Source organism: Pseudoalteromonas nanhaiensis (genome assembly GCF_051235485.1).
GTDB classification, from domain to species: Bacteria; Pseudomonadota; Gammaproteobacteria; order Enterobacterales; family Alteromonadaceae; genus Pseudoalteromonas; species Pseudoalteromonas lipolytica_C.
Map to the genome: position 1 here is coordinate 173,389 of NZ_JBPNYQ010000003.1, position 23,117 is coordinate 196,505.

General features: G+C 39.9%; 13 protein-coding genes. All 13 read right to left on the reverse strand.

Annotation, left to right across the window (positions count from 1 at the left end; translation table 11 throughout):
• Positions 1–7: 7 nt before the first annotated feature.
• Complete coding sequence (locus ACSFVZ_RS04815) at positions 8–1,750, reverse strand: DUF3466 family protein (RefSeq protein WP_435558241.1); 1,743 nt, start codon at positions 1,748–1,750, stop codon at positions 8–10.
• A gap of 11 nt (positions 1,751–1,761) precedes the next feature.
• Entirely contained in the window at positions 1,762–3,672 is a 1,911-nt protein-coding gene (uup, locus tag ACSFVZ_RS04820) for an ATP-binding cassette ATPase Uup (protein WP_199526431.1), read from the reverse strand.
• A 14-nt stretch (positions 3,673–3,686) separates the two neighbouring features.
• Entirely contained in the window at positions 3,687–3,920 is a 234-nt protein-coding gene (locus ACSFVZ_RS04825) for a glutaredoxin family protein (protein WP_435558242.1), read from the reverse strand.
• A complete protein-coding gene (rlmKL, locus tag ACSFVZ_RS04830) occupies positions 3,913–6,030 on the reverse strand; it encodes a bifunctional 23S rRNA (guanine(2069)-N(7))-methyltransferase RlmK/23S rRNA (guanine(2445)-N(2))-methyltransferase RlmL (protein ID WP_435558243.1) in 2,118 nt (705 codons plus the stop codon). Before rlmKL ends, ACSFVZ_RS04825 begins: the two co-directional genes overlap by 8 nt.
• Positions 6,031–6,208: 178 nt before the next feature.
• Entirely contained in the window at positions 6,209–6,739 is a 531-nt protein-coding gene (locus tag ACSFVZ_RS04835; RefSeq protein WP_138557574.1) for a cell division protein ZapC domain-containing protein, read from the reverse strand.
• A 119-nt stretch (positions 6,740–6,858) separates the two neighbouring features.
• A complete protein-coding gene (pyrD, locus tag ACSFVZ_RS04840) occupies positions 6,859–7,869 on the reverse strand; it encodes a quinone-dependent dihydroorotate dehydrogenase (protein WP_435558244.1) in 1,011 nt (336 codons plus the stop codon).
• Between the two features lie 114 nt (positions 7,870–7,983).
• Positions 7,984–12,822: an NAD-glutamate dehydrogenase gene (locus tag ACSFVZ_RS04845; RefSeq protein ID WP_135924798.1), complete on the reverse strand. Its 4,839-nt coding sequence runs from the start codon at positions 12,820–12,822 to the stop codon at positions 7,984–7,986.
• A 212-nt stretch (positions 12,823–13,034) separates the two neighbouring features.
• Positions 13,035–15,359: an efflux RND transporter permease subunit gene (locus tag ACSFVZ_RS04850; RefSeq protein WP_135924801.1), complete on the reverse strand. Its 2,325-nt coding sequence runs from the start codon at positions 15,357–15,359 to the stop codon at positions 13,035–13,037.
• The gene (locus ACSFVZ_RS04855; RefSeq protein ID WP_199526430.1) at positions 15,359–16,363 is read right to left on the reverse strand and encodes a WD40/YVTN/BNR-like repeat-containing protein; all 1,005 of its coding nucleotides are present in this window, start codon (positions 16,361–16,363) and stop codon (positions 15,359–15,361) included. The genes ACSFVZ_RS04850 and ACSFVZ_RS04855 overlap by 1 nt, the downstream gene beginning before the upstream one ends.
• A 124-nt stretch (positions 16,364–16,487) precedes the next feature.
• Positions 16,488–17,852, reverse strand: coding sequence for a DUF1329 domain-containing protein (locus ACSFVZ_RS04860; protein ID WP_435558278.1), 1,365 nt, complete (start codon positions 17,850–17,852; stop codon positions 16,488–16,490).
• A gap of 12 nt (positions 17,853–17,864) precedes the next feature.
• The gene (locus tag ACSFVZ_RS04865) at positions 17,865–19,949 is read right to left on the reverse strand and encodes a DUF1302 domain-containing protein (protein ID WP_135924806.1); all 2,085 of its coding nucleotides are present in this window, start codon (positions 19,947–19,949) and stop codon (positions 17,865–17,867) included.
• A gap of 309 nt (positions 19,950–20,258) precedes the next feature.
• Positions 20,259–20,480 (reverse strand): DUF2835 family protein, encoded by a 222-nt coding sequence (locus ACSFVZ_RS04870; RefSeq protein WP_135924807.1) that lies wholly within the window; start codon positions 20,478–20,480, stop codon positions 20,259–20,261.
• Positions 20,480–23,074 carry an aminopeptidase N gene (gene pepN / locus ACSFVZ_RS04875; protein WP_435558245.1) on the reverse strand — a complete coding sequence of 865 codons (2,595 nt, stop codon included), beginning with the start codon at positions 23,072–23,074 and terminating at the stop codon, positions 20,480–20,482. Before pepN ends, ACSFVZ_RS04870 begins: the two co-directional genes overlap by 1 nt.
• Between the last annotated feature and the right edge of the window lie 43 nt (positions 23,075–23,117).

Sequence of the window (23,117 nt, forward strand, 5' to 3'; positions counted from 1 at the left end):
TTTTACGCTACTTTGCTTTAAAAAAGCGACGTGCTGCTGCAAATGGTAACAAGATTAATGCATACCAAGGGAAGCTTGCAGACTGACGCTCATATTGTTCAACTTCTTCTGCAGGGCACTCTTCAATTGAACCACTAATTGGTGTTAACTTAACAGGTACTGCAATACTTTCATATTCAACATTACCGTTAAGATCCACTACCGTGTTACCGAATGAATCTGTTTTTTCTACCGTTTTGGTAGCAACACCAAATATTTCATTATTGTTGTTAATCGACTTGGCTTCAGCAACAACGTATTTAAATCGTGTTTCACCATCTTCTTCATAGCAAGGTAATAAATCGTTTAAATTTACGACTTTATCTTCACCGATAGTGTACATAAAGCCTTCACGACGACGTGTAGACGTATTGTAGATATCGGTTTCACCCTCACCAACAATCACACCATTATCATTTATGTCATTAGCGATTGAGCTAGAACTTGAGAAATAATCTGTCGGGAAAACAACACTGTCACTTTTCTTGTCGTAATAGAAAAATTTAGTACGGTTTGTACCTTCGATTCTTTTGGTTGCATAACCAACCACAACATCGTCATTATTGATAGCTAAAGGCTGACCCGAGGTCCAATCATCTTCTTGGTCAAGAAACTCTTTTACTTCACCATTCTCAAAAATAACCGGCATAGTGATACGAATATCTCGATCTTTATAGCGAACATCTGAAGTACCAGCTATTACCCCATTTTCATTAATGACAAAAGCGCTGCTTCTAAATGCAAAATCTTCGTCATCTTTTGGCGTAAGACCTAAGCCAAATATTTCCGTATTGATAATATTTAGGTCGTTATCCAAGGTCCATTTAACGGCTCGTTTATCGAAAATACCCGTACTAAAGCTACGATTAAGCGTTTCAACACAATCTGAAACTGGCTCATCTTCGTTATCGCAACGATCGTCAATATCATCTTGAGGATCAACTGGAATACCGGTAGATACGGTACCTACTACTTCGTAGCCACTATTGGATTTGACTATGTCATATGCGGCACTAATACCACCGTGCTCATCAAATTCAGGAACTAAAGGTACTTCGACACCATTAGCACCAATAACAATACCTCGACTTATAAAGTCACGTAAGAAGTGAGTTTCTTCTTCGGTTTCATCTGTTTGGGTAAAGGCGGTCTTTTCGTAAGGCGCACTGCCCCAGCCCACCATCACGCCATCGTCAGCAACAGCAGATAGAAGGTTTGATGTTGAGCGAGTTAAGCCATCATAATCAAGCGATGCTTCATCAAATAAAACCTGCTCTTGAGACCCTTCTGCAGTATAAGTAGTGGCAATTGCACTCGATATTTTTTGATACTCAGAATCATTAGGACGACTTTCAGTAGATAAAAACCAAATCATAAATGCGTGTGCATCAGCATTGGTATTTACTGCATCGTTATTTTGGATATCATCTAACGTAAACGTAATTTCTTTGTCAATTGACTCAAATCGCGCTTTTTCTCGGTCGTAGGCGTTTTTAATGTTGCTTGCATCAAAATCGATATAAGAAACGTCTACAGGTAGTTTATAGGTACCATTTGCAAGACCAATGATATGACCGTTTTCACTAACATCCGTTATATAATTATGCTTAGAGCCTTCCAGACCACCTAACTCTTCTAATTTATAGGTCGCGCTCATCGCTGAGGTACTTAGAGTAGCTAAAATACTGGCAGCGAGTAATTTATATTTCATTTTAATCCTTACTACTGATTCTTTAAATCTTCGAGTTCTTCCCAGCGCTCAAAAGCGGCTTCAAGCTCAGACTCTAACTGGGCTAAATGGTTCAATGCTTCTGATGTAATTGCAGCATCTTGCTTAAAAAAGTCAGGGTCATTGACCACAACTTGCTGAGCATCGAGCGCTTTTTCAAGTTGTTCCACTTTACTGGGTAATTCCTCTAATTCAAGTTTTAATTTGTAAGAGAGTTTATTACTTTTCTTTTGTGGTTTATCTTGGTTTTGCACCACGGGTTTTTCTTGCTTAGTTTGTTGCTGTTGTTGTTTCTCTTGCTCAACTAAGTAGGCAGCATAAGCCTCATAGTCACTGTAGCCACCAATAATATCGGTAATCTTACCATCACCTTCAAATGCCCAGACTGAATTACAGGTATTATCTATAAATTCGCGGTCATGGCTAACAATAAGCACGGTACCTTGATATTGGTTAATAATATCTTCAAGTAATTCTAATGTTTCGATATCTAAGTCATTGGTTGGCTCATCGAGTACCAAAATATTAGACGGCTTTAAAAATAGCTTTGCAAGTAACAAACGGTTCTTCTCACCACCAGAAAGTGCTTTTACCGGTGTGCGGGCTCTTGCCGGTGGAAATAAGAAGTCTTGTAAGTAACCAAGTACATGACGTGAGCGCCCGCCCATCATCACTTCTTGCTTACCTTCAGCTACGTTGTCTTGTACTGTGGCTTCTTCATCAAGCTTTTGACGATATTGGTCAAAATAGGCAAATTCTAAATTAACGCCTTGCTTAACACTTCCGCTATCTGGTGTTAAGTCACCAAATAAAATTTTAAGCAGTGTTGTTTTACCAATACCATTAGGGCCTACAAGGCCAATACGGTCGCCACGCATAACAAGTGTAGAGAAGTCTTTAGCGATCACTTTGTCTTTAAATGCATGACTTATGTTTTTCGCTTCAAAAACAAGTTTGCCTGAACGCTCAGCAGTTTCAATGTTGAAATCTGTTTTACCAACCTGCTCTACTCGCTGCTTGCGCTCTTTACGCAACTCTTTTAATGCGCGAACGCGTCCTTCATTACGTGTTCTACGGGCTTTTATACCTTGGCGGATCCACGCTTCTTCTTCGGCTAAGCGTTTATCAAATAGCGCGTTTTGCGTTTCTTCTACCTTTAAATCATGCGCTTTTTGTTCAAGGTATGTTGCATAATCACCCGGATATGAAATTAGTTTTCCGCGGTCTAAATCAAGAATACGAGTAGCTACTGCGCGAATGAACGCACGGTCGTGAGAAATAAAAACGATACCGCCTTTAAATTCTTTTAAAAATTGCTCGAGCCAAATAACACTACTCATATCCAAGTGGTTGGTAGGCTCATCAAGTAGCAATAAATCAGGCTCACTAACTAGGGCCCTTGCTAAAGCAACCTTACGTAACCAACCGCCTGATAATGATTCAAGTTTAGCCTCTGGATCTAGCTCTAGGCGCGATAACACAAGTTGAATACGCGTATCAAAACGCCAGCCGTCAACTGTTTCTAATTGATTTGATAAGCGCTCTAACTTATTTAGTAACTTATCGTTATAGTCTGTTTGCATCTGATTACTAACTTGGTGATATTCAATCAATAAGTTAGCAATATCAGGCATACCCTGCGCTACATAATCAAATACTGATCCTGCAGCCCCCTTTGGTGGATCTTGCTCTAGACGCGAAATTCGTATACCACCTAGTTGGTTTATTTCACCATCATCCAAGATAACTTGGCCATCAAGTACTTTAAGTAATGTTGATTTTCCTGCACCGTTACGACCAACAATACATACACGCTCACCCGACTCAATAACTGCATCAGCATCATCTAGTAACGGATGCGTACCATAAGCGAGTTGCGCTTTGGCTATTCTGATTAAATCCATCGTGATTACTACTCTTATTCTTTATTATCAGCAATAAATTGCGCTAATCGCTGTGCATCAAAAGGCCAAAATAATTTTTCGCCTTGATGAGCTTCAACAACCGGAATACAGGTTTGATAAAGCGCGATAAGCTGTTCACTATCCATGATATCTTTTGCAGCAAAGGAAACGTTTGCTGCAACTAATAATTCATCTGCCATTTCACACAAATGACAGCCATCTGTGTGATACAAGGTAAAACTAGCCATGTGTAATAAGCCAACTATTATGAATTTGCTTATTGCGTTTAAAATCTGGCGATAAAGTTTTGTCAGAAATATTCTCTGCTTTTAAGCCAAGCCCCATTAAACCAACTTCATCCATGATAAAGCCACGCTTGTTGTTAGAGAATATAAGCGTGCCATTTGGACTTAAAATCTTTTTAACCCAAGTAAGGAGCTTGATATGGTCGCGCTGAACATCAAATGCGTCTTTCATACGTTTTGAGTTTGAGAACGTCGGTGGATCTAAGAAAATTAAATCATATTGACCTTGTGCGTATTCAAGCCATTTCAAGCAGTCAGCTTGCTCAAAACGAAAACGAGTATTGCTCAAGTCATTAAGCGCGAAATTCTCTTGCGCCCATTTTAAATAGGTCTTTGACATATCAACGGTAGTAATTGCTTTGGCACCACCTATCGCAGCATGAACAGATGCACTGCCCGTATAAGCAAACAAGTTTAAGAAACGTTTACCTTGTGCGTTTTGTTGAATATAACGACGAGCCAAACGGTGATCTAAGAATAAACCTGTATCTAAATAATCAAATAGATTTACTTTAAATTTAGCACCAAACTCTTCGACTACTTGTGTGCGATTTTGTTTTGATACCTTAGTATATTGCTCTTCGCCTTTTTGCTTTTTGCGTACTTTAACTGCGATATTCTCTGGCGCAATTTCTAACTGCTCAGCGGTCAGGCTAATCACATCTTGTAAGCGCTTTTGTGCCGTAGTGTCATCGATTTCTTTAGGTGCGGCATATTCAAAAATAACCGCTGAATCATCGTACACATCAACTGCAACGTTATATTCTGGAATATCCGCATCGTAAACACGATAACAGCTTACTTCATTTTGCTTTAACCAGTTTTTCAAGTTTTGCTTGTTTTTCTTTAAGCGGTTTGCAAATGCTGTTGAACCTTCAAAATTAAGAGCTGGTTTATCTTCTTTGCTTAGCTCGACTTGTTTATCATCAAGTTGATATAAATTTAGCACCACATCTAACGGGCCATTTTTGAACTTATAGCGTTTTAATTTAACAAGCTTTAATAACTTAAATAGGCTTTCGTCGGTGCCAAGTAAAGCAAGCTTCCAATGGTTAAAGTGCTTTTTGAAGCCAACACCTAAGCTTCGGTGTAAGTTAACCAACTCTGCCATCGAGCCTAAACGTTCACCATAAGGTAAGTTTGAAATCACCACACCAGGAAGCTTAGCAACAGAAGTTAGCTTAGTTGCATCGCTTTGTTTAAATTTAATTACATTACCAAGGTCTGCGCGTTCCGCGTTTTCTTGTGCTTTTTTAATTACACCAGCATCAATATCATGTCCAATAAGCCAAAGCTTTGGATCAGTAATTTGAGCTGTTAGTTCTGCTTTTAACTCTTTGTATTTTTGGATGCGGAAACTTGGTAGGCGCTCAAATGCAAAACCTTCGCGGAATAAGCCTGGCGCTTCATTACGAGCCATGCTTGCTGCTTCAATTAAAATGGTACCAGCACCACAGCATGGATCAAATAAAGGTTGTTGTACATTTTCAAGCCAGCCACTTCGCTTTACAAGTGCTGCAGCTAAATGCTCTTTAATCGGTGCTTTACCTTGGTCTTGACGATAACCACGTTCAGATAAACGTGGACCTGAATAGTCAATATAAAGCGCAACACCTTGGCGATTTAATTTTGCTACAACACGCACATTAGCGTTGTACTTATCAACATCTGGACGCTGTTCAAATAGATCTGAAAAATAGTCAACAATCGCATCTTTTACGACAAGACCAGAGAACTGGGTATTTTTTAAATCGTTGTTAGTACCACTAAAATCAACAGCGAAGGTTTGTTTTGGACCAAACCACTCTTGCCAAGGCTGTAGTCGTGCAAATTGATAAAGGCTTTCTTTGTCTTTAACGCCTTCTTTTTCTTCTATCAGCATCATGATACGAGTGGCGAAGCGACTCGATAAACAAATTTTTTGTGCTAACAAGCTATCTGCTTCAAAACGTACAGAGCCCACGGTTTGTTTAGAGACTTCTGCACCAAGTGCTGTAAGCTCATCAACAAGTAAATTTTCTATTCCGATAGAAGTAAGTGCGATAAATTGCAAAGTAAAAACCCTTAAATGCTAATTGCGCAGGATTATAGCATAGCTTGGCAAACAAAAACGCCAACATTTGCAGGGATATTAGCTAGATTTTTACTTAGCCCACTAGGTTGTGAATCTCTCGCCGCGATTAAATTGCCCCTAGAGTGAACATATTTTAATTCACAAAGGTCAACACGCCCTAGGCCGATTTAAACTGTTTTTGTTGAATATAAACAGGATGGATACGATTATTTAGAACCTTGATGGCTTCAAACTGCTCTAGAGATAGATTTTCGTCTAACTGAAAGTGTGCGCTCAGATTAATGCAAACAGATGCTTCTGGTGAATGATCAACAATTAAAAACTCACCGTCTTGTGCCTTCGAGTATAACTTTACAACCGCTTCAACACTTGGCTGGCTACCCTGGTATTCATGAAAAAACCAACTCTTTGCAAGTACTGGCTTCAAATGAAATTTAACTGCTGTAGCGTTAAGAGCAATTTGGCAAAGCTCTGCCGGGCTCCATAATGAGAATGTTTCAAGATATTGATAAACTTGCTGATAAAATGCAGCATCTTCAAGACTGAAGTTTGGCTCTTGTAAAACAGCATCAGTGAGTTGGCGTAATTTGTAAGGTGTGCACAGTTGCATATCTTGGTCAAGGTCAACCAAAAGACGATTATTTTTTGCACAAGCAAGCCATTTCCATTGCTTCGATGCTTGTAACATGTCTCCTCCCTAACTTAGAATTCTGTGCGATTAATCATAAATTATAGCTAAGCCTGACCATTAATAAAATACTTTTTTAGAACATTTTATTAATGATCAAATGCTTAGATAACTGATCCTTATAAGCCGTTAAGGATCGTTTTTACCAATTCTGGGCCTTTATAAATAAAGCCAGTATAAACTTGTACAAGGTCTGCACCTGCTGAAAATTTTTCTTTTGCAGAGTCTGCATCATCAATACCACCCACACCAATGATAGGTAACTTACCATCAGTTAAACGCTTCAGCTCACTAACCACGTGGGTTGAACGCTGACGTACTGGTTGGCCAGATAAACCGCCCGCTTCGTTTGCGTATTGTTGGCCTTGTACTGCCGCACGCTCAAGTGTGGTGTTTGTAGCAATAACACCATCGATCTTATTGTTGATCAATGACTCACTAACTTGCGCAATTTGTATTTCATCAAGATCTGGGGCGATCTTAATAAGCATAGGCACTTGTTTGTTATGCTTTGCAGCTAAATCAAGTTGTTCATTCTTTAAGCTTTGTAGTAAGTCATCAAGCGCTTCACCATATTGTAAATCACGAAGACCTGGGGTATTTGGTGAAGAGATATTTACTGTGATGTACGATGCATGCTCAAATACTTTGCGCATACAATGAATGTAGTCATCTTTACCCTGCTCGTTTGGTGTATCTTTATTTTTACCTATATTTATACCTAGAATACCGTCATATTTCGCCGCTTTTACGTTATTAACTAGGTTATCAACGCCTTTGTTGTTAAAGCCCATACGATTTATGATCGCATTTGATTCTGGTAAACGGAAAATACGCGGCTTATCGTTACCAGCTTGAGGGCGAGGAGTAACAGTACCCACTTCAACGAAGCCAAAACCCATTTGTGAAAATGCATCAATACACTCTGCATTTTTATCTAAGCCTGCCGCTAAACCTACTGGATTTTTAAATTCTAAACCCAAAAAGTTAACTGGTTTATTAGGGACAGATTGAGACCACGCTGCACTCAATGGAGTATGAGCAAATCGGCGTAAATTATTAAGTGCAAATTCATGAGCCCACTCCGCATCACGGGTAAACATAAAACGGCGAGCTAGATCATAAAACATGGTTTGTTCCTTAGGTAAAAATAAACAAGGTAGCCGCTTATAAACGGACCATTGCAAATTAAGGGCAAAAAAATACCCCAGCGAGCTGGGGTATGTATTTTAACGACTTTTCACTTATTTGGAAGTGTCACAGTTGTGGCTTAACAACATTAGTTCACGAAGTGCTACTGAGAACTTCGCAAAATCATGGCTTTGCGATGTTTTGAATTCAGATAGCATCTGTTTCCAACGTTGTAGAAGTAGATCTTGGTTATCCATCCACTCATCAATTTGTGCATCAATGTCTTTGCTGTCTGCTGCAAAGCTATTAAGTACCACAGCCGATAACGTACGTTGTTGCCAATCAAGCTCTTCACGGTAAGAAGCACGAGCAAGTGCTTGCCAGTGATTTGCAACCGGTTGGTTAGTAATTTGGTCAAGGAACCAATGTAAGCCCATACGCGCACCCAACTTGAAGTACGTGTTAGATACCATAGCAATGCTACGCTCTGAATTATTAGCAATTTCGGCTAAGTCCATTACAGAGAATAGGCTTGATAGAGACACAACTCGTGTCGCAAGTGCTTTTGGTACATTGCTATCAATTAGCTTCTCAGCTGCTTTAACTAAACGCTCGCTTTCTTTTTCAACCATGTAGCTATTTAAGTTTTCACTTAAATCAGCAAATGTTGGTGCGAAGAACTCAATTGCTTGCTCAATCGTTTGTGCTTTATTGCGATGACGTAAGAACCAACGTGTTGCACGACGAACCGTACGACGTAACTGATAGAGCATTTCTGTTTGTACAGCTGCTGGGATCTTATTATCAAGTGCAACAATTGATGACCATGTTTCTGGCATCTGGAACACTTCTTTTGCAATTGAATAGCAAAGCGCGATTTCTGCTTCGTTAGCACCTGTTTCTTCGTGCATACGAACCATGAAGTTAAGGCCCATATCGTTAACAATATTATTGGCAAGTTTTGTTGCGATAATTTCTTTACGAAGTGGGTGGTTATCCATTGCATCGTTGAACTTCTCACGAAGTGGTACCGGGAATGAGTTAACCAATAACTGACGGTAATAAGGGTTTTCAGTGATTTCATCAACCACTAAAGACTCTTTAAGTACCATTTTCGCGTAAGAAACTAGTACAGATAGTTCTGGACGAGTTAAATCTTTACCCGCTGCTGCGCGCTCTGCAAGTTCTTCATCAGTTGGAATGAACTCAATTGCACGATTTAACTTGCCATCTTTTTCAAGGGCATGGATAAAACGTACTTTTTCTTTAAGTGTTGATGTGCCTTTTGACTGTGTAATCGATAAGGTATGCGTTTGACGATAACAATCTTTTAGAACCAGTTGCGATACTTCATCGGTCATAGCATAAAGTAGCTCATCACGTTGTTTACGCGTTAAGTCACCTTCAGCAACTAAGCCATTAAGTAAGATCTTAATGTTTACTTCGTTATCTGAACACGCAACACCACCTACGTTATCGATGAAGTCAGTGTTAACACGACCGCCTTTAGCTGCAAATTCGATACGACCTAATTGAGTAGCACCTAAGTTACCACCCTCGCCTAAGATTTTCGCACCAAGCTCAGAACCGTTAATACGAAGTGCATCATTCGCGCGGTCACCAACATCTGCATCAGTCTCTTTAGAGTTCTTGATGTAAGTACCGATACCACCATTCCAAAGTAAATCAAACTCCATCATTAGAGCTGCTTTGATTAATTCGTTAGGTGTCATGCTCGCTTTTTTAGTGCCAAGCATTTTCTTCATTTCAGGGCTTAAGCTAATTGATTTAGCCGCACGAGAGAATACACCACCACCTTGTGAAATAAGGTCTTTGTTGTAATCTTCCCAAGAAGAACGCGGTAAATTAAATAAACGCTCACGCTCAGGGTAAGATGTTGCAGCATCTGGGTTTGGATCAACAAAGATGTGCATGTGGTTGAACGCCACTTGTAAGCGAATGTGCTTAGAAAGCAACATACCGTTACCAAATACGTCTCCCGCCATGTCGCCGATAGCTACAACAGTGAAATCAGTTGTTTGACAGTCAATGTCCATTTCACGGAAGTGACGCTTAACAGACTCCCACGCACCTTTTGCAGTGATACCCATTTTCTTATGGTCATAACCTACTGAGCCACCTGATGCGAATGCATCACCTAGCCAGAAGTTATATTCATTTGCGATACCGTTTGCGATATCAGAGAAAGTCGCAGTACCTTTATCGGCAGCAACAACTAAATACGGGTCATCTTCATCATGACGAACAACATCAACTGGCGGAACAATCTCACCACGTTCGATGTTATCTGTGATATCTAATAAACCACGGATGAAAATTTTGTAACACTCTTGGCCTTCTTTGAAGAATGCTTCACGGTCTGTCGGTAGCTGTTTACATACGAAACCACCTTTCGAACCTACTGGCACGATAACCGTGTTTTTAACTTGTTGCGCTTTAACAAGACCCAGTACCTCAGTACGGAAGTCTTCACGACGGTCAGACCAACGTAGGCCACCACGTGCAACTTTACCACCACGTAAATGCACACCTTCAACGCGCGGCGAGTATACGAAGATCTCAAACGCAGGCAGTGGTAATGGCATTTCTGGGATCATAGAAGGCTGAACCTTGAACGATACATATGACTTAAATTGGCCATCCGCTTCTTTTTGGAAGAAGTTCGTTCTAAGAGTTGCATTGATCATATCAACGTATAAACGGATGATACGGTCATCATCTAGGTTTGCTACGTTTTCTAGTTCAAGATTTACTTGTGCAACTAGCTTCTCAAGCGTCTTCTCACTACCAGGGTTCTTAACTGAGAACTTTTTAGTGAATAAGTTAACGATTTGCGAAGCAATATGTGGGTAATTTGCAAATGTGCTTTCGATGTAAGTCTGCGAGAAAGTTACACCAATTTGACGCATGTATTTAGCGTATGCACGAAGAATAGACGCTTCACGACCGGTTAAACCACCCATTAATACTAAACGGTTGAAACCATCGTTTTCTAAACGGTTATTCCAAACATTAGTAAGCGCAGCACGGAAACGAGCAGATACTTTATCAAAGTCAGCAATGCCCTTATTGTCAATTAGCATGGTGAAATCCATGATCCAATTAACTTTACCGTCTGTCGTTTTAACTGAGTAAGGCGTTTCACCCACTACACGTAAGCCAAAGTTTTCTAACATTGGCATGACGTCAGATAAGTGGATTGGCTCATCTTTATGGAATAAGCTTAAACGAACAACATTGGTATTTGCTTCTTCTTGTGGACGATAGAACAACATTTCTAGTTTGTTTTCGTCATTAAGAAGCTCAAGTTTCTCGATATCAACAACCGCAGCACTTGGTAAAACCTGATCTTTATATGCACTTGCAAATGCTTGTGCATATTTACGGTTTAGTTCTTTACCGCGTGCTTCACCTGCACTTTCAAGTAGTGCAGACTGGAGTCTATCTTCCCAAGTACGGGCAGCTTCAATTAGGTTGTTTTCGATGTCTTTCACGTTATATTCAATATTATTGTCAGTCACACGCACCGTATAATGAGTACGGGCTAATGTTGACTCAGAGAAGAAAGTAGTAAATTCGACTTTGTCGTCAGAATTAAATGCGTTAGCTAAGATACGTTGCGTTTCACGACGTAGTGCCGTGTTATAGCGCTCACGCGGTACATAGACCATGCAAGAGAAGAAACGGCCATATGCGTCTTTACGCACAAAAATACGGCACATATCACGCTCTTGTACTTGTAGTACGCCCATAGCAACTTCAAGTAGTTCGGCTTCACGTGCTTGCACAAGTTCATCACGTGGGTATGTTTCTAGGATATTTAATACCGCTTTATAAGCATGGGTGCCTTTAGCAAAGTCACACATTTCCATAATGCGATTAATTTTACTTTTCAGTACCGGAACATCAGCGGCGCTGTTGTTGTAAAAGCTCGAAGAGAATAAACCAAGGAAACGGTCTTCACCAATTACATTGCCTTCCTCGTCAAAACGCTTGATACCCACATAGTCAATATAAGCAGGACGGTGAACACGAGACACTGAATTAGTTTTCGTTAAAATCAGTAAATTATTGCTACGCGCTTCTTGACGTGCAACTTCTGGTAATTCAGAAAGTAAACGGCTGTGCTCTTCGTCTGTATTTTTCATCAGACCAAGGCTAGTACCTTTTTTACCTTTTAATTGGTAATCACCCTGTACAGGCGACAGTTCATACTCACGATAACCCATTAGGGTAAAGTTATCTTTTGCTAACCAGTCTAAAAACTCAACCGTTTCAGCAACTTCACTTTCGTTATTATTATGATGACGCTTAGGTAAATCCTTCGTTACAGCAATTAGCTTTTCACGAATTGGCTGCCAATCTTCTACAGCGATAGATACGTCAACTAACACAGACTCAAGTTCTTTTTTGAAAGACTCAATAACTTTTGCATCTGTTTGGCGATCAATCTCGATAAAGAACACCGTTTTTGTTGACGTTGATTCTTGCTCTGCTTTTAAGCTTGAAATACCTGTGATTTTAGCATTTTTGTCACGTTGGATTTTCAGTGGAGAGTGAAGTAATAAGTGAGAAGAGATGTTTTCGCGAGTCATGGCCATACGCACAGAATCAACTAAGAAAGGCATGTCTTTCGCGATGATTTCAACAATAGTGTGCGATGACTGCCAGCCATCTTTTGCTACTTCAGGATTGAAGACACGGACAACCGCGTCATCAGAGTTATTTTTTTCTAGCGAGTTCCATAGGCTTAGTGCAGCGCCATATAAGTCACTATCGTTGCGATGTGCCAAATCCTCTTTAGACATATTGCTGTACAAGGCTTTGGCGAATTTCTCAACGAGTAACACATTATCAGCGTGAACTTTTTTCTGGATCAGCTTACAGACATTATCTAAGATAACCGAGGCTTGCCCTTCATTTCGTGTCATTGTATGTTCCTTAATCTATACTACTTATCGATTAGTAGAATATTTGTACAGCCATTTATTAGCGTGGAGTCAGGTAAATTCTAACTCTTTTGCAGCTAATAAACAGCCTTTTCGATGAAATCATTTTAAGCTTTTCAGCTATTTGGTCATCTATTCACAAAATATAGATATAAATGGCCATTACTGGCCATATTGGAGCACAATTATTCACATTATTTTTTCTGGTCAGTCCAGAGGAAGCTACCAATTGCAGGTAAAAGTAGTACTGCGCCCAGCATGTTAACCAAAAACATGAAGGTCAAAAGAATACCCATATCTACTTGGAACTTCAGATCAGAGAAAATCCATGTGCTAACACCAATGGCTAAGGTAATACCCGTGAATAACACTGCACTGCCACGCTCTGCTAATGCATTGCGATAAGCCACTTCGAGTGCCACACCTTGTTTTAGCTGCCCCATCATTGATGACAGTATATAAATCCCATAATCAACACCGATACCAACACCTAAAGCGATAACTGGTAGTGTCGATACTGTTAAACCTATTTCAAGTTGTACCATCAAGGCTTGCGCTAAAGTTGATACGATATACAGAGGTAATACAACCGCAACCGTTGCCTTAACACTTCTAAAGCTAATTAAGCATAGCAGGATTACGGCGCCGTAAACGTAAAGCATCATAGGTAGCTGTGCAGCTGATACAGATTCGTTGGTTGCGGCCATTACACCCACAGGCCCTGATGCTAACTTAAACTTCAACTCATCCGTTTCTTCAGCCTTAGCAAACTCTTTGACCTTTGCTACTACATGGTCAATAGTTTCTGCTTTGTGGTCATTTAAGAAAATAATCACTGGCATTACAGAGCAGTTACCATCGAGTAAACCTGAGCTTGTTTCAACGCGTGAAGTAGCTTGCACTAAACTTGCCGTGTTGCGCGGCAGGCTTTGCCATTTAAGGTTACCTTCGTTGAAGCCGGCATTCACAGATTGCGCAACTGAGCTTAAACTCACTGCTGATTGCACCCCTGCGACGTTTTCCATCTGCCATTGGAAACGACTAATACGCTCCATCACATCATGCTCAGTACAAGCAGCAGGATACGCTTCTACAATCACTTTTAGGATATCTGATGAAATGGTGTATTTATCAGAAATCAAAAAGGTGTCTTGGTTATAGCGGGCATCTTGGTGCAAAGATGGCGCACCTGCGTGTAAATCACCAATGCGCATTTTGTCAGCTTGCCAATAACCCACTGCAAATAATATCGCTGTAAGCACAATAATTAAACCGGCGGTTCTACGGTCCGTCGCTTTTACTAACAGTTCACGCAATTTATCTAAGAAATTCGGTTTGTCTGAGTGTGTTCCTGCTTGAATATGCACTGAGCCTTCAAAGCGCATATACGATGCCCACACTGGTAACAATACGAGGTTTGTGAAAATAATTACCGCCACACCTAAACTTGCTGTGATGGCAAGTTCACGAATAATACCAATATCAATGGTGAGTAAGGTTAAAAAGCCAATTGTGTCTGATAGCAGCGCGATACCACCTGGAATCAAAAGTGCTCTAAAGCTTGCCTGACAACACACCCGGGTTGAGCTTCCTGACGTCACTTTTTTACCGATGTCATTGATCATTTGCACACCATGACTTACGCCAATCGCAAACACTAAAAACGGCACCAAAATTGACATAGGGTCTAAGCCAAAACCCAAGGTTGATAACAAACCTAACTGCCAAACAACGGCAATGATTGAACAGGCAATCGGTAAAATTGTCAGTTTTAAAGAGTGGCAGAACAGCCAAACCATCACAAAGGTAAAAGCAATCGCGATTGCAAAAAATAACAGTACGCCTTTAGCACCCTCTGCTACATCCCCTGCCATCTTTGCAAAACCAATAATATGGATACTGACTTTATCAGTACTTAACGGTTCACGAACTTGTGTTTCTAACTTTTCTGCAAACGCTAATGTATCGAGTTTTTCTTGTGTTTGCGGATCAGTCTCGAGTAACTGGGCTGTTACCATTGCACACGAATAGTCACTGGCGATCATTCGGCCGACTACTTTTGCTTTTTCGATGTTTTCTTTTACAACTGCAAGACCACGTTTATCAGCTGTGAAGTTAGCCGGAATAATTGGACCACCAGCGAAGCCATCTTCAACAACTTCAACAAAACGTGCACTCGGTGCGAAAATTGAATTAACTAATGGACGGTTAACACCTGGAATAAAATAAAGCTGGTCATGAACTGCTTTTAGTTGGGTAAAAAATTCTTCATTGAAAATATCACCGTCTGCATCACACACCGAAATTAAAATACTATTTGCACCACCAAATTGCTTTTCGTGTTTGGTGTATACTTTCATGTATTCATGATTAAGAGGGATATTTTTATTAAACGAGGCGTCTAATTGAATTTGTGTTGCTTTGAATAATAAAAAACAGGTGATCAAAGCAAAGGAAATAATTGCGAACAAGCGATGACGAAATACCGCTCTTTCTAAAAAGTCTAATAAACCACGCATTACGGATTCAACTCCTTCACTTTAATGCCATTTTCTGAAGCCATAATTAGTTTGTCTTGAAACACAACACCGTCGAGCAATGATTTGCCATCGGCCATTTGCTCTTCTGATAATTGATCACCCTTAACATGAAAAATAACTCCACTATTAGCAAATAAAAGCCATTCGTTATTGTGGTTTATTGCGCTGTTGACGGTGGCATAATTAGTGTTTTGAATTGGTAACCACTGATCACTATTTGCTTGACGAGTAAATATATTGCCACGCAGACCTGCAACTAGGTCTTCACCACCCTGATCTGCAGTTGACGCAAACGTAAAGAAAGAGCCCATATAAATCTCTTCAAGACGTTGCCATGTTTGGCCATTATCAACACTTTCGGCCATTAGCCCCATTTCACCTGCTAAGATTAATCGGTCTTTAGTTTTCACTATACGATTAAAATGCGGCAAAATAGATGCCGTCTCAAGCTCATATCCTTCAGGATCTGTTTCTTTTAAATCATTCAAATAGTCGCGATCATCTTCAAATAACAAGCTATCTAAAAAACGTTTCTGCCATGTTTGGCCACCATCAGTGGTTTCAAAAAACATGCCGTATGCACCCACTGCATAACCATGGCTTTCAGATGTAAAAAGAATATCTAAACATGGTTTATCCATGTTTGGTAAAGATTGTTGTAACTGCCAAGTTTTAGCAGCATCCACGGTGTTGATAATAGTGGCATCGTGGCCACAAGCCCAGCCTAATTCGTCATTATAAAAATCAACCGCGGTGAGTAATACTTGTGTTGGTACACTGGCTTGCTGCCATGTTTGTGCGTCAGTACTAGTGATAACCACACCATGTTTACCAACAGCAACCAGTTTTTCACCGACCAATTCGATGTCAGTGAGTAGAGTTTTGTTTGCATTAACTGCACTAATCGCTTGTTGCGGTGTGGGCATGTCTTGAGAAAAACATGAAGCACTATAAGCAAGACAGGCATAAAGCAAATACTTCATAAAGATAAATCGCCTTCGAAAAGATAAAAAGAGAAGTCAAAAAAGCCACTGGGAAAACCAATTGCGTGTCTTGATGACTTACGCGAATTGCAAAAGGCACCTGAAGTCAGGTGCCTTAGATTGTTTAACGACCTTCGCGGCGTAAAGCGCTTGAAGTGAACTCGTTATCGTTGAATGATTGTGAGAAATCATACATTTTTTCTTGGTTATCTAAACCAATTGCTAGGTAACGACGAGAGTTAAGGTCATGATAAACTTCTAACGTACTCCAATGAGTCGGTACTTCATAGTAGTTAAGACCATGTGCCATTGCTACACGATACATTTGGTCACGGTTATCATAAATATCCGTTACATGTACTTGCCAGCTATCTTCATCAATATAGAAAACACGTTTCTTATAAATATGACGCGTACCTTCTTTCAGGTTTGCTTCTACAACCCAAACACGGTGCTTTTCGTAACGAACATATTCAGGGTTAATGTGACCAGCTTGCAAGATATCATCATAGCTTAACTTATCGCTGTGAAGTTTATAGCTGTTATATGGAATATAAAGCTCTTGCTTACCTTTTAATGTCCAGTTGTAACGGTTAGGAGAACCGTTGAACATATCAAAGTCATCAGTGGTACGTAAGCTATCAGCCGCTGTTCCTGGTGCATCATATGCAACATTAGGTGCACGACGAACTCGACGCTGACCTGAGTTGTACGTCCATGCTTGGCGTGGCGTTAAGATTTGGTCCATAGTTTCATGAACTAATAACGCAGTACCTGCTAGACGAGCTGGCTCAGTTACTTTTTGCTTAAACTTAAACAAGATATTAGATTCTTGCAGTTTTTCTGGCGTTGCATCTGGTGATGAATATTCAACTAAAAGTTGCTCTTCAAAACCAACATAATTATATGAGCCTGACGCTGTTGGTGCTGCTTGACCACCATAGCGTTCAATTGATAAACCACGGAAACGTAAAAGGTGATTCCAAATTGCTTCTAAACCATCTTTTGGAATTGGGAAAGGTACACCCACAGCTGTGTTTTTAATACCGTTACCACCTTCAACTAACTCAGCTGTCGTAGCATATTTTTTAGTCGCATCATAAACAAACTGCGGATAAGACGCACTACGACGCGTTGGATAAATGTTCATCTTAAACGTGTCTGGATAAGTGTTGAATAATTCAACCTGACCAGGGCTCAAGTACTCTTTATATTTATCAACGTTTGACTTATCGATGGTGAACAACACTTTATCATCAGCGAATGGGTCTGGGTGGTGCATGCCTGGTTTATAATCTGCAGGAGGGGTTGTGATACCACCCGTCCAAGCTGGAATAGAACCATCTTTGTTAGCTGCTTTTTCTGCGCCAATTGGCGTTAAGTCATTACCTAAACGTGCTGCTTCATCAGCAGTAATTTTTGCAAGTACACTAGAGCTTGCGAAAACGCTACAAAAAGCTGCAGCAATGAGGGTAGGTTTTCTAATAATCATAATTTACCCTTAGATTGAATATTTAATATTAAATGAAACATAATCGCGGTCAGAGAATGTATTCGTCGCGCCACCACCCCAGAAAGAGTTATAGCTAAAGTCGAATGACCACGCATTTTGATAGTTGAAGTTCATCGTTACACCGAGTGATTTACGGTCTTCAACAAATAAGAACATCGGATCAGGTGTAATACCATTCACATCATGTGAGAACACAAAACGTGGCGAGAAGTTAACACCGTTGAAAATGTTATAGTAATCACCTTTAGCGATTAAACGATAACCCCATGCCGATGCTGTTGGGAACGGATTCGTTTCAGGACCATTCGATAAACCCATATGAAGGGTTGAATAATCATCGCTCAGTGGCCCCTGCATAATGCCGCTTCGACCCGTACCTGCAACGTTTAAACGCAGCTCATCGTATTCAGGCATATTATTAATGCGCACACCACCGATTTCACCAACAACCGCCCAGCTGTCTGCACCTAATGATGGGCCAAATAGATGCGTTGCTGTAAATTGTAATTGTGCTGTGTTACGTAATATAAAGCCTTGCGCCACTTCACCAGGACCTACAACACTTGTAGCATCACCCAAACTCATTTGCGAAATACCCGCAAAGTCAGGTCGAATTCCAGCCACGGCTAGTTGTTCTGGCATACCCGCATAAAGAAGTTCTACGTCATCAATTTGTAGTGGCTCATCTTGACGGAATGCAAATTCACCAGCGAAAGCAGTCTCGCCTAATGATGTATTAAAGCTGATACCATAAAGCTTAATATCTTCAGGGTATTCTAATTGGCCTTTGGTGAATGCTTGTAAGCTAGTTACATTATCTTCAGTGATTTCTGTAGATAACAACATACCAATATCAGCCGCGATAGCACCAGCTGTAAAATTAGACACTTGACCAGAAATTACTGGGCGTCGGCTATGGTAATTGATGTGGTATAAAGCCACTTCAGTATCGTTTAATTCAGGTAAAAACATACCTAAACGTAAACCATATTGACCACCATCATCTGGCTCATTTTTACCCGCACTGCCCTTACCTTTAAGAGCTACTTTAGTCGGATAAGCTAAATACATTTGCGCCATCATAGCTTGACCTTGCGCAGATGTTGGATCAACACCTTGCGAACGCACAATATCGTCTAAGCTGTTTAAGCTTTCTGTTAAGAATGCTAAATCGATATCTGGGTTTGATGTAAAACCTAGTTGAATATTTTGCTGATAACCATTCTCTGACGCGAAATCGTTAGTCGAGAAGTACGTACCTGCAGCTGGAAGACGTGTTTCATGCCATTCATATTGGTAAAAGCCTTCCAGTGTTAAGTTATCTGTAATGCCAAGAGATGCCCAAAGCATACCCACAGGGATAAAGGCTTCTTTTAACTCAGCGCCTGGCGCTTTTAAACGATCGATATCAACTGGGTTAACGTTTATACCATGAGAAATCAAGGTACTTTCACCCCAGTTTACAACTTGCTGACCTAAGCGAATAGACAGAGGGTTACGACCTTCATTTAAATCGAAGTTTGCCCAAACGTACGCATCTAATAAACGTAAATCAGCACATACTTGTTCTTTAGTGTCATCATCGTCACATGGGTCTACTTTGTTACCTGATGTAGGATTGCTATATGCAAAATCGCCATCCATCAATGCAAAGTCGTAAAAATACATAAAGCGTGTAAAGAAACCATAGTTATCTTTACTAATTGATAACTCGTGGTTGCCCTTTAATAATTTTGAGAATGAATCACCACTATCAAAATTTAAATTCCCTGCATCACCATTATTAGAGTAGGCACCAGGTTGGTTCCAAACATCCGCAGAAGAATAAATAGGATTTAACGCAGAATGATAACCCGTCCAATCAAATGAAGGATTATTACTTTTACCTATATGTTTAAAATCTCGGTCTTCAACACGAATGCTTTGACCATAAGAAAAGTTAGAGTCAAAACGTACGTCAAAGTCCCCTAACTCGAAGTTTGCTGCATGCAAAGATGTACTTGAGATTCCGAGTGTAGCCGCCGCGAGTCCCAAAGCTATTTTGTTTTTAACAAAAAGCGATCGTTTTATCATTGTGTTCATCCCCCTGTAACGGGTTGTTCTGTGATCAAATTGTTGTTTTTAGTATCTTTCTAACGATAGAAGCGAAACAATAAAAATACAATATAGAACGCGTTCAATCGGTTAATATTTATTTAAAAATGTGACGTTTACGTATTGGTAAGACGTCATACCAGATATTTTATACACGTAAATTAACAATAGAACAAATCGAATTAACAAAAATATAATAAAATTACTGTTTTGAAGAGCAAGAAAATAACTACAAATGAGGCTTTTTTACTGGGTGCTGAGCAATAAAAAAGCAGCTATAGCTGCTTTTTAACTCACTTTCTCTAATTTTATAAACTGATTTTCATCGGTTAATGTTAGCCGAAAGCGCCCTCTTATTCCTAAAGAAGAAATGTGCGGGCGTAAATAGCGAGCATCGAATCGTACGATTTTACCGCCGTCTTCTGTTACCTGAACAGACTTATATTTACCATGATAGTAATCAAGACATTCAGCATAACTAAGGTACAAAGCAAAATAGTATTCTCTCATTAGCTTTCAAGTGCTTTCTCAACCTTTTCAAATAAATCATCGCTTAACCCTTCTAAATTTGCTAAACGCATTAACTGCGCTTTTATAGCTGCTGAACGATTTTCGTCGTAACGTCGCCATGACATAAATGGGGTTAGCATTCGCGATGCATTTTGAGGGTTAATATCATTTAATTTAACTAATAAGTCGCCCAAAAGTTCATAACCTTTACCATCAGCTCGATGGAATTGGGTAATATTAAAATGACTAAAGCTGCCAACTAATGCCCGTACACGATTTGGGTTTCCAAAATCGAAGCTTGGATGATTATAAAGAGCTTTAATATCTTCAATACTGCTCGCTGTCTCTTTCATCGCTTGCAGTGCAAACCATTTATCCATCACAAGTACATCATGACGCCATTTTGCATCAAATTCATCAAGTAATGTGTCACACAATGGGTGGTTAGCTTTCACAACAGCACTTAATGCTGCCAATACATTCGTCATATTACTACTGTGAGCAGACTCATTAATTAAGCTATTTACTGAGTTGTGATTTGTTTTAGCTAAATAGTACAAGCAAACTTGTTTAAGAGCACGTATGGCTACAGCAGTTGCAGAGGTTGATCCATCATCCAACAGAGCGTTATAACAATTAACAAAAGAGTCAGCTAAACTGCTTGCAATTTGCGCTTCAAAGGTATTTTGCACTGCGATGATGTCATCCACAGGAATGATTGAGTATTCCGCGGCTAAAGTATCGTAACTGGGTAGTTTTAACAGTTCTGCAATTAGTGCAAGATCACCATCTCGCTCATCAATAAGTGTTTTAAGCGCATTAATTATTTCATCTGATAAGTTAGCATCACCAGATGCAACAGCTTGTTTCATCTCATTAGTAAATAAGCGTTGTTGAGCATCCCAGCGCGAAAAGTCACTACGGGCAAAACGCATAATATGTAACAGATCAGCAGCAGAAGTATTTTGATTAACAATGCATGGCGCAGAGAAGTCCTCTAACAGCACTGCGACTGGACGCTGTTTAATCCCTTCAAAAACAAACTGCTGTGTTTTTTCAGCGACATTTAATACCGAATCTTGTGGCTGGTTATTAATCACAAGAGGTAGTGACTGCCCTACACTGTCTAAAAGCTCAACAGCAAACGGAATATGCAATAAGGCATTGTCAGGTTGATTATCAGGAGCAAACTGTTCAATGCTGAGTGTGAAGGTCTGCTTTTGTTCATCGTAAACTTGTTCTACATTAAGTTTTGGCGTTCCAGCTTGACTATACCAACGCTTAAATTGCGTTAAATCGATACCTGATGCATCACTCATAGCAGCAACAAAATCATCACAGGTAACAGCTTGTCCGTCATGACGCTCAAAATACAATGACATACCTTGTTGGAACTTTTCTTCTCCCAGTAAGGTATGCATCATACGAATAACTTCAGCCCCTTTGTCATACACAGTAACCGTGTAAAAGTTGTTCATTTCGATGACTTTTTCAGGGCGAATTGGGTGTGCCATTGGCCCCGCATCTTCACTAAATTGGTGCGTTCGCATCACTTTAACCGCATCAATTCGATTGAGTGCTCGCGACCCCATATCACTACTAAACTCTTGATCGCGGAAAACAGTCAATCCCTCTTTTAAAGACAATTGGAACCAATCACGACATGTAACTCGGTTTCCTGTCCAGTTGTGGAAGTACTCATGTCCGACTATGGATTCAATTGTATGGTAATCTTTATCTGTTGCTGTTTCTTGATTCGCCAGAACACATTTAGAGTTAAAGATATTTAAACCTTTATTTTCCATCGCGCCCATGTTGAAGAAATCAACAGCGACAATCATGTAAATATCTAAATCGTATTCAAGGTTAAAGCGCTCTTCATCCCATCTCATTGATTTTTTTAGTGATGTCATAGCATGAGGTGTTTTTGATAAATTTCCTTTATCAACAAATAACGCTAATTCAACATTGCGACCTGACTTGGTTGTATAATGATCACGTAGCACATCAAAGTCACCAGCGACTAATGCAAATAAGTAGCTAGGCTTTTTAAATGGGTCTTGCCATTTTACAAAGTGCCGACCGTCATCTAAGTTACCAGCCTCAATTTGGTTACCATTTGAGAGCAAGTGAGTATATTTTTTGTCAGCAATAATAGTCACATCAAAACTGGCAAGTACGTCTGGACGGTCGAGGTAATAAGTAATTTTTCGAAAACCTTCGGCTTCACATTGCGTACAGTAAGCACCACCCGACAAATACAAACCTTCTAGTGAAGTATTCGTTTGCGGATCAATATGGTTTTCTATTTTCAGAATAAAGTTTTCTGGTAGGTTATGAATGATTAGTTTTTCATCTTCGAGTGTATAATCATCATAGGCTTTATCATCAACCACTACTGAGATAAGCGTTAAATCAACACCATCAAGAGCAAGGTCCGAATTACTTTCATCAGTACGATTGATTGTCATTGTAGACTGTACTGACGTTTGTAAAGGCGCTAATTCGAAGCGTAAATCGATATGTTGAATTGAAAATTGAGGGGCTTGATAATCTTTTAAATATTGAGCTTGAGGTTTACTCGTAGCAGACATAACTGGCTCCAAAATGGCCCTGCAACTATACAGGGCCTAAGTT

What these genes read in the sequence shown, in the direction of transcription:
- uup (WP_199526431.1), bottom strand. Translation starts at nt 3,672, where the DNA reads ATGGATTTAATCAGAATAGCCAAAGCGCAACTCGCTTATGGTACGCAT.
- ACSFVZ_RS04855 (WP_199526430.1), bottom strand. Translation starts at nt 16,363, where the DNA reads ATGAAGTATTTGCTTTATGCCTGTCTTGCTTATAGTGCTTCATGTTTT.
- ACSFVZ_RS04835 (WP_138557574.1), bottom strand. Translation starts at nt 6,739, where the DNA reads ATGTTACAAGCATCGAAGCAATGGAAATGGCTTGCTTGTGCAAAAAAT.
- pyrD (WP_435558244.1), bottom strand. Translation starts at nt 7,869, where the DNA reads ATGTTTTATGATCTAGCTCGCCGTTTTATGTTTACCCGTGATGCGGAG.
- ACSFVZ_RS04865 (WP_135924806.1), bottom strand. Translation starts at nt 19,949, where the DNA reads ATGATAAAACGATCGCTTTTTGTTAAAAACAAAATAGCTTTGGGACTC.
- pepN (WP_435558245.1), bottom strand. Translation starts at nt 23,074, where the DNA reads ATGTCTGCTACGAGTAAACCTCAAGCTCAATATTTAAAAGATTATCAA.
- ACSFVZ_RS04815 (WP_435558241.1), bottom strand. Translation starts at nt 1,750, where the DNA reads ATGAAATATAAATTACTCGCTGCCAGTATTTTAGCTACTCTAAGTACC.
- ACSFVZ_RS04850 (WP_135924801.1), bottom strand. Translation starts at nt 15,359, where the DNA reads ATGCGTGGTTTATTAGACTTTTTAGAAAGAGCGGTATTTCGTCATCGC.
- ACSFVZ_RS04845 (WP_135924798.1), bottom strand. Translation starts at nt 12,822, where the DNA reads ATGACACGAAATGAAGGGCAAGCCTCGGTTATCTTAGATAATGTCTGT.
- ACSFVZ_RS04825 (WP_435558242.1), bottom strand. Translation starts at nt 3,920, where the DNA reads ATGGCTAGTTTTACCTTGTATCACACAGATGGCTGTCATTTGTGTGAA.
- ACSFVZ_RS04870 (WP_135924807.1), bottom strand. Translation starts at nt 20,480, where the DNA reads ATGAGAGAATACTATTTTGCTTTGTACCTTAGTTATGCTGAATGTCTT.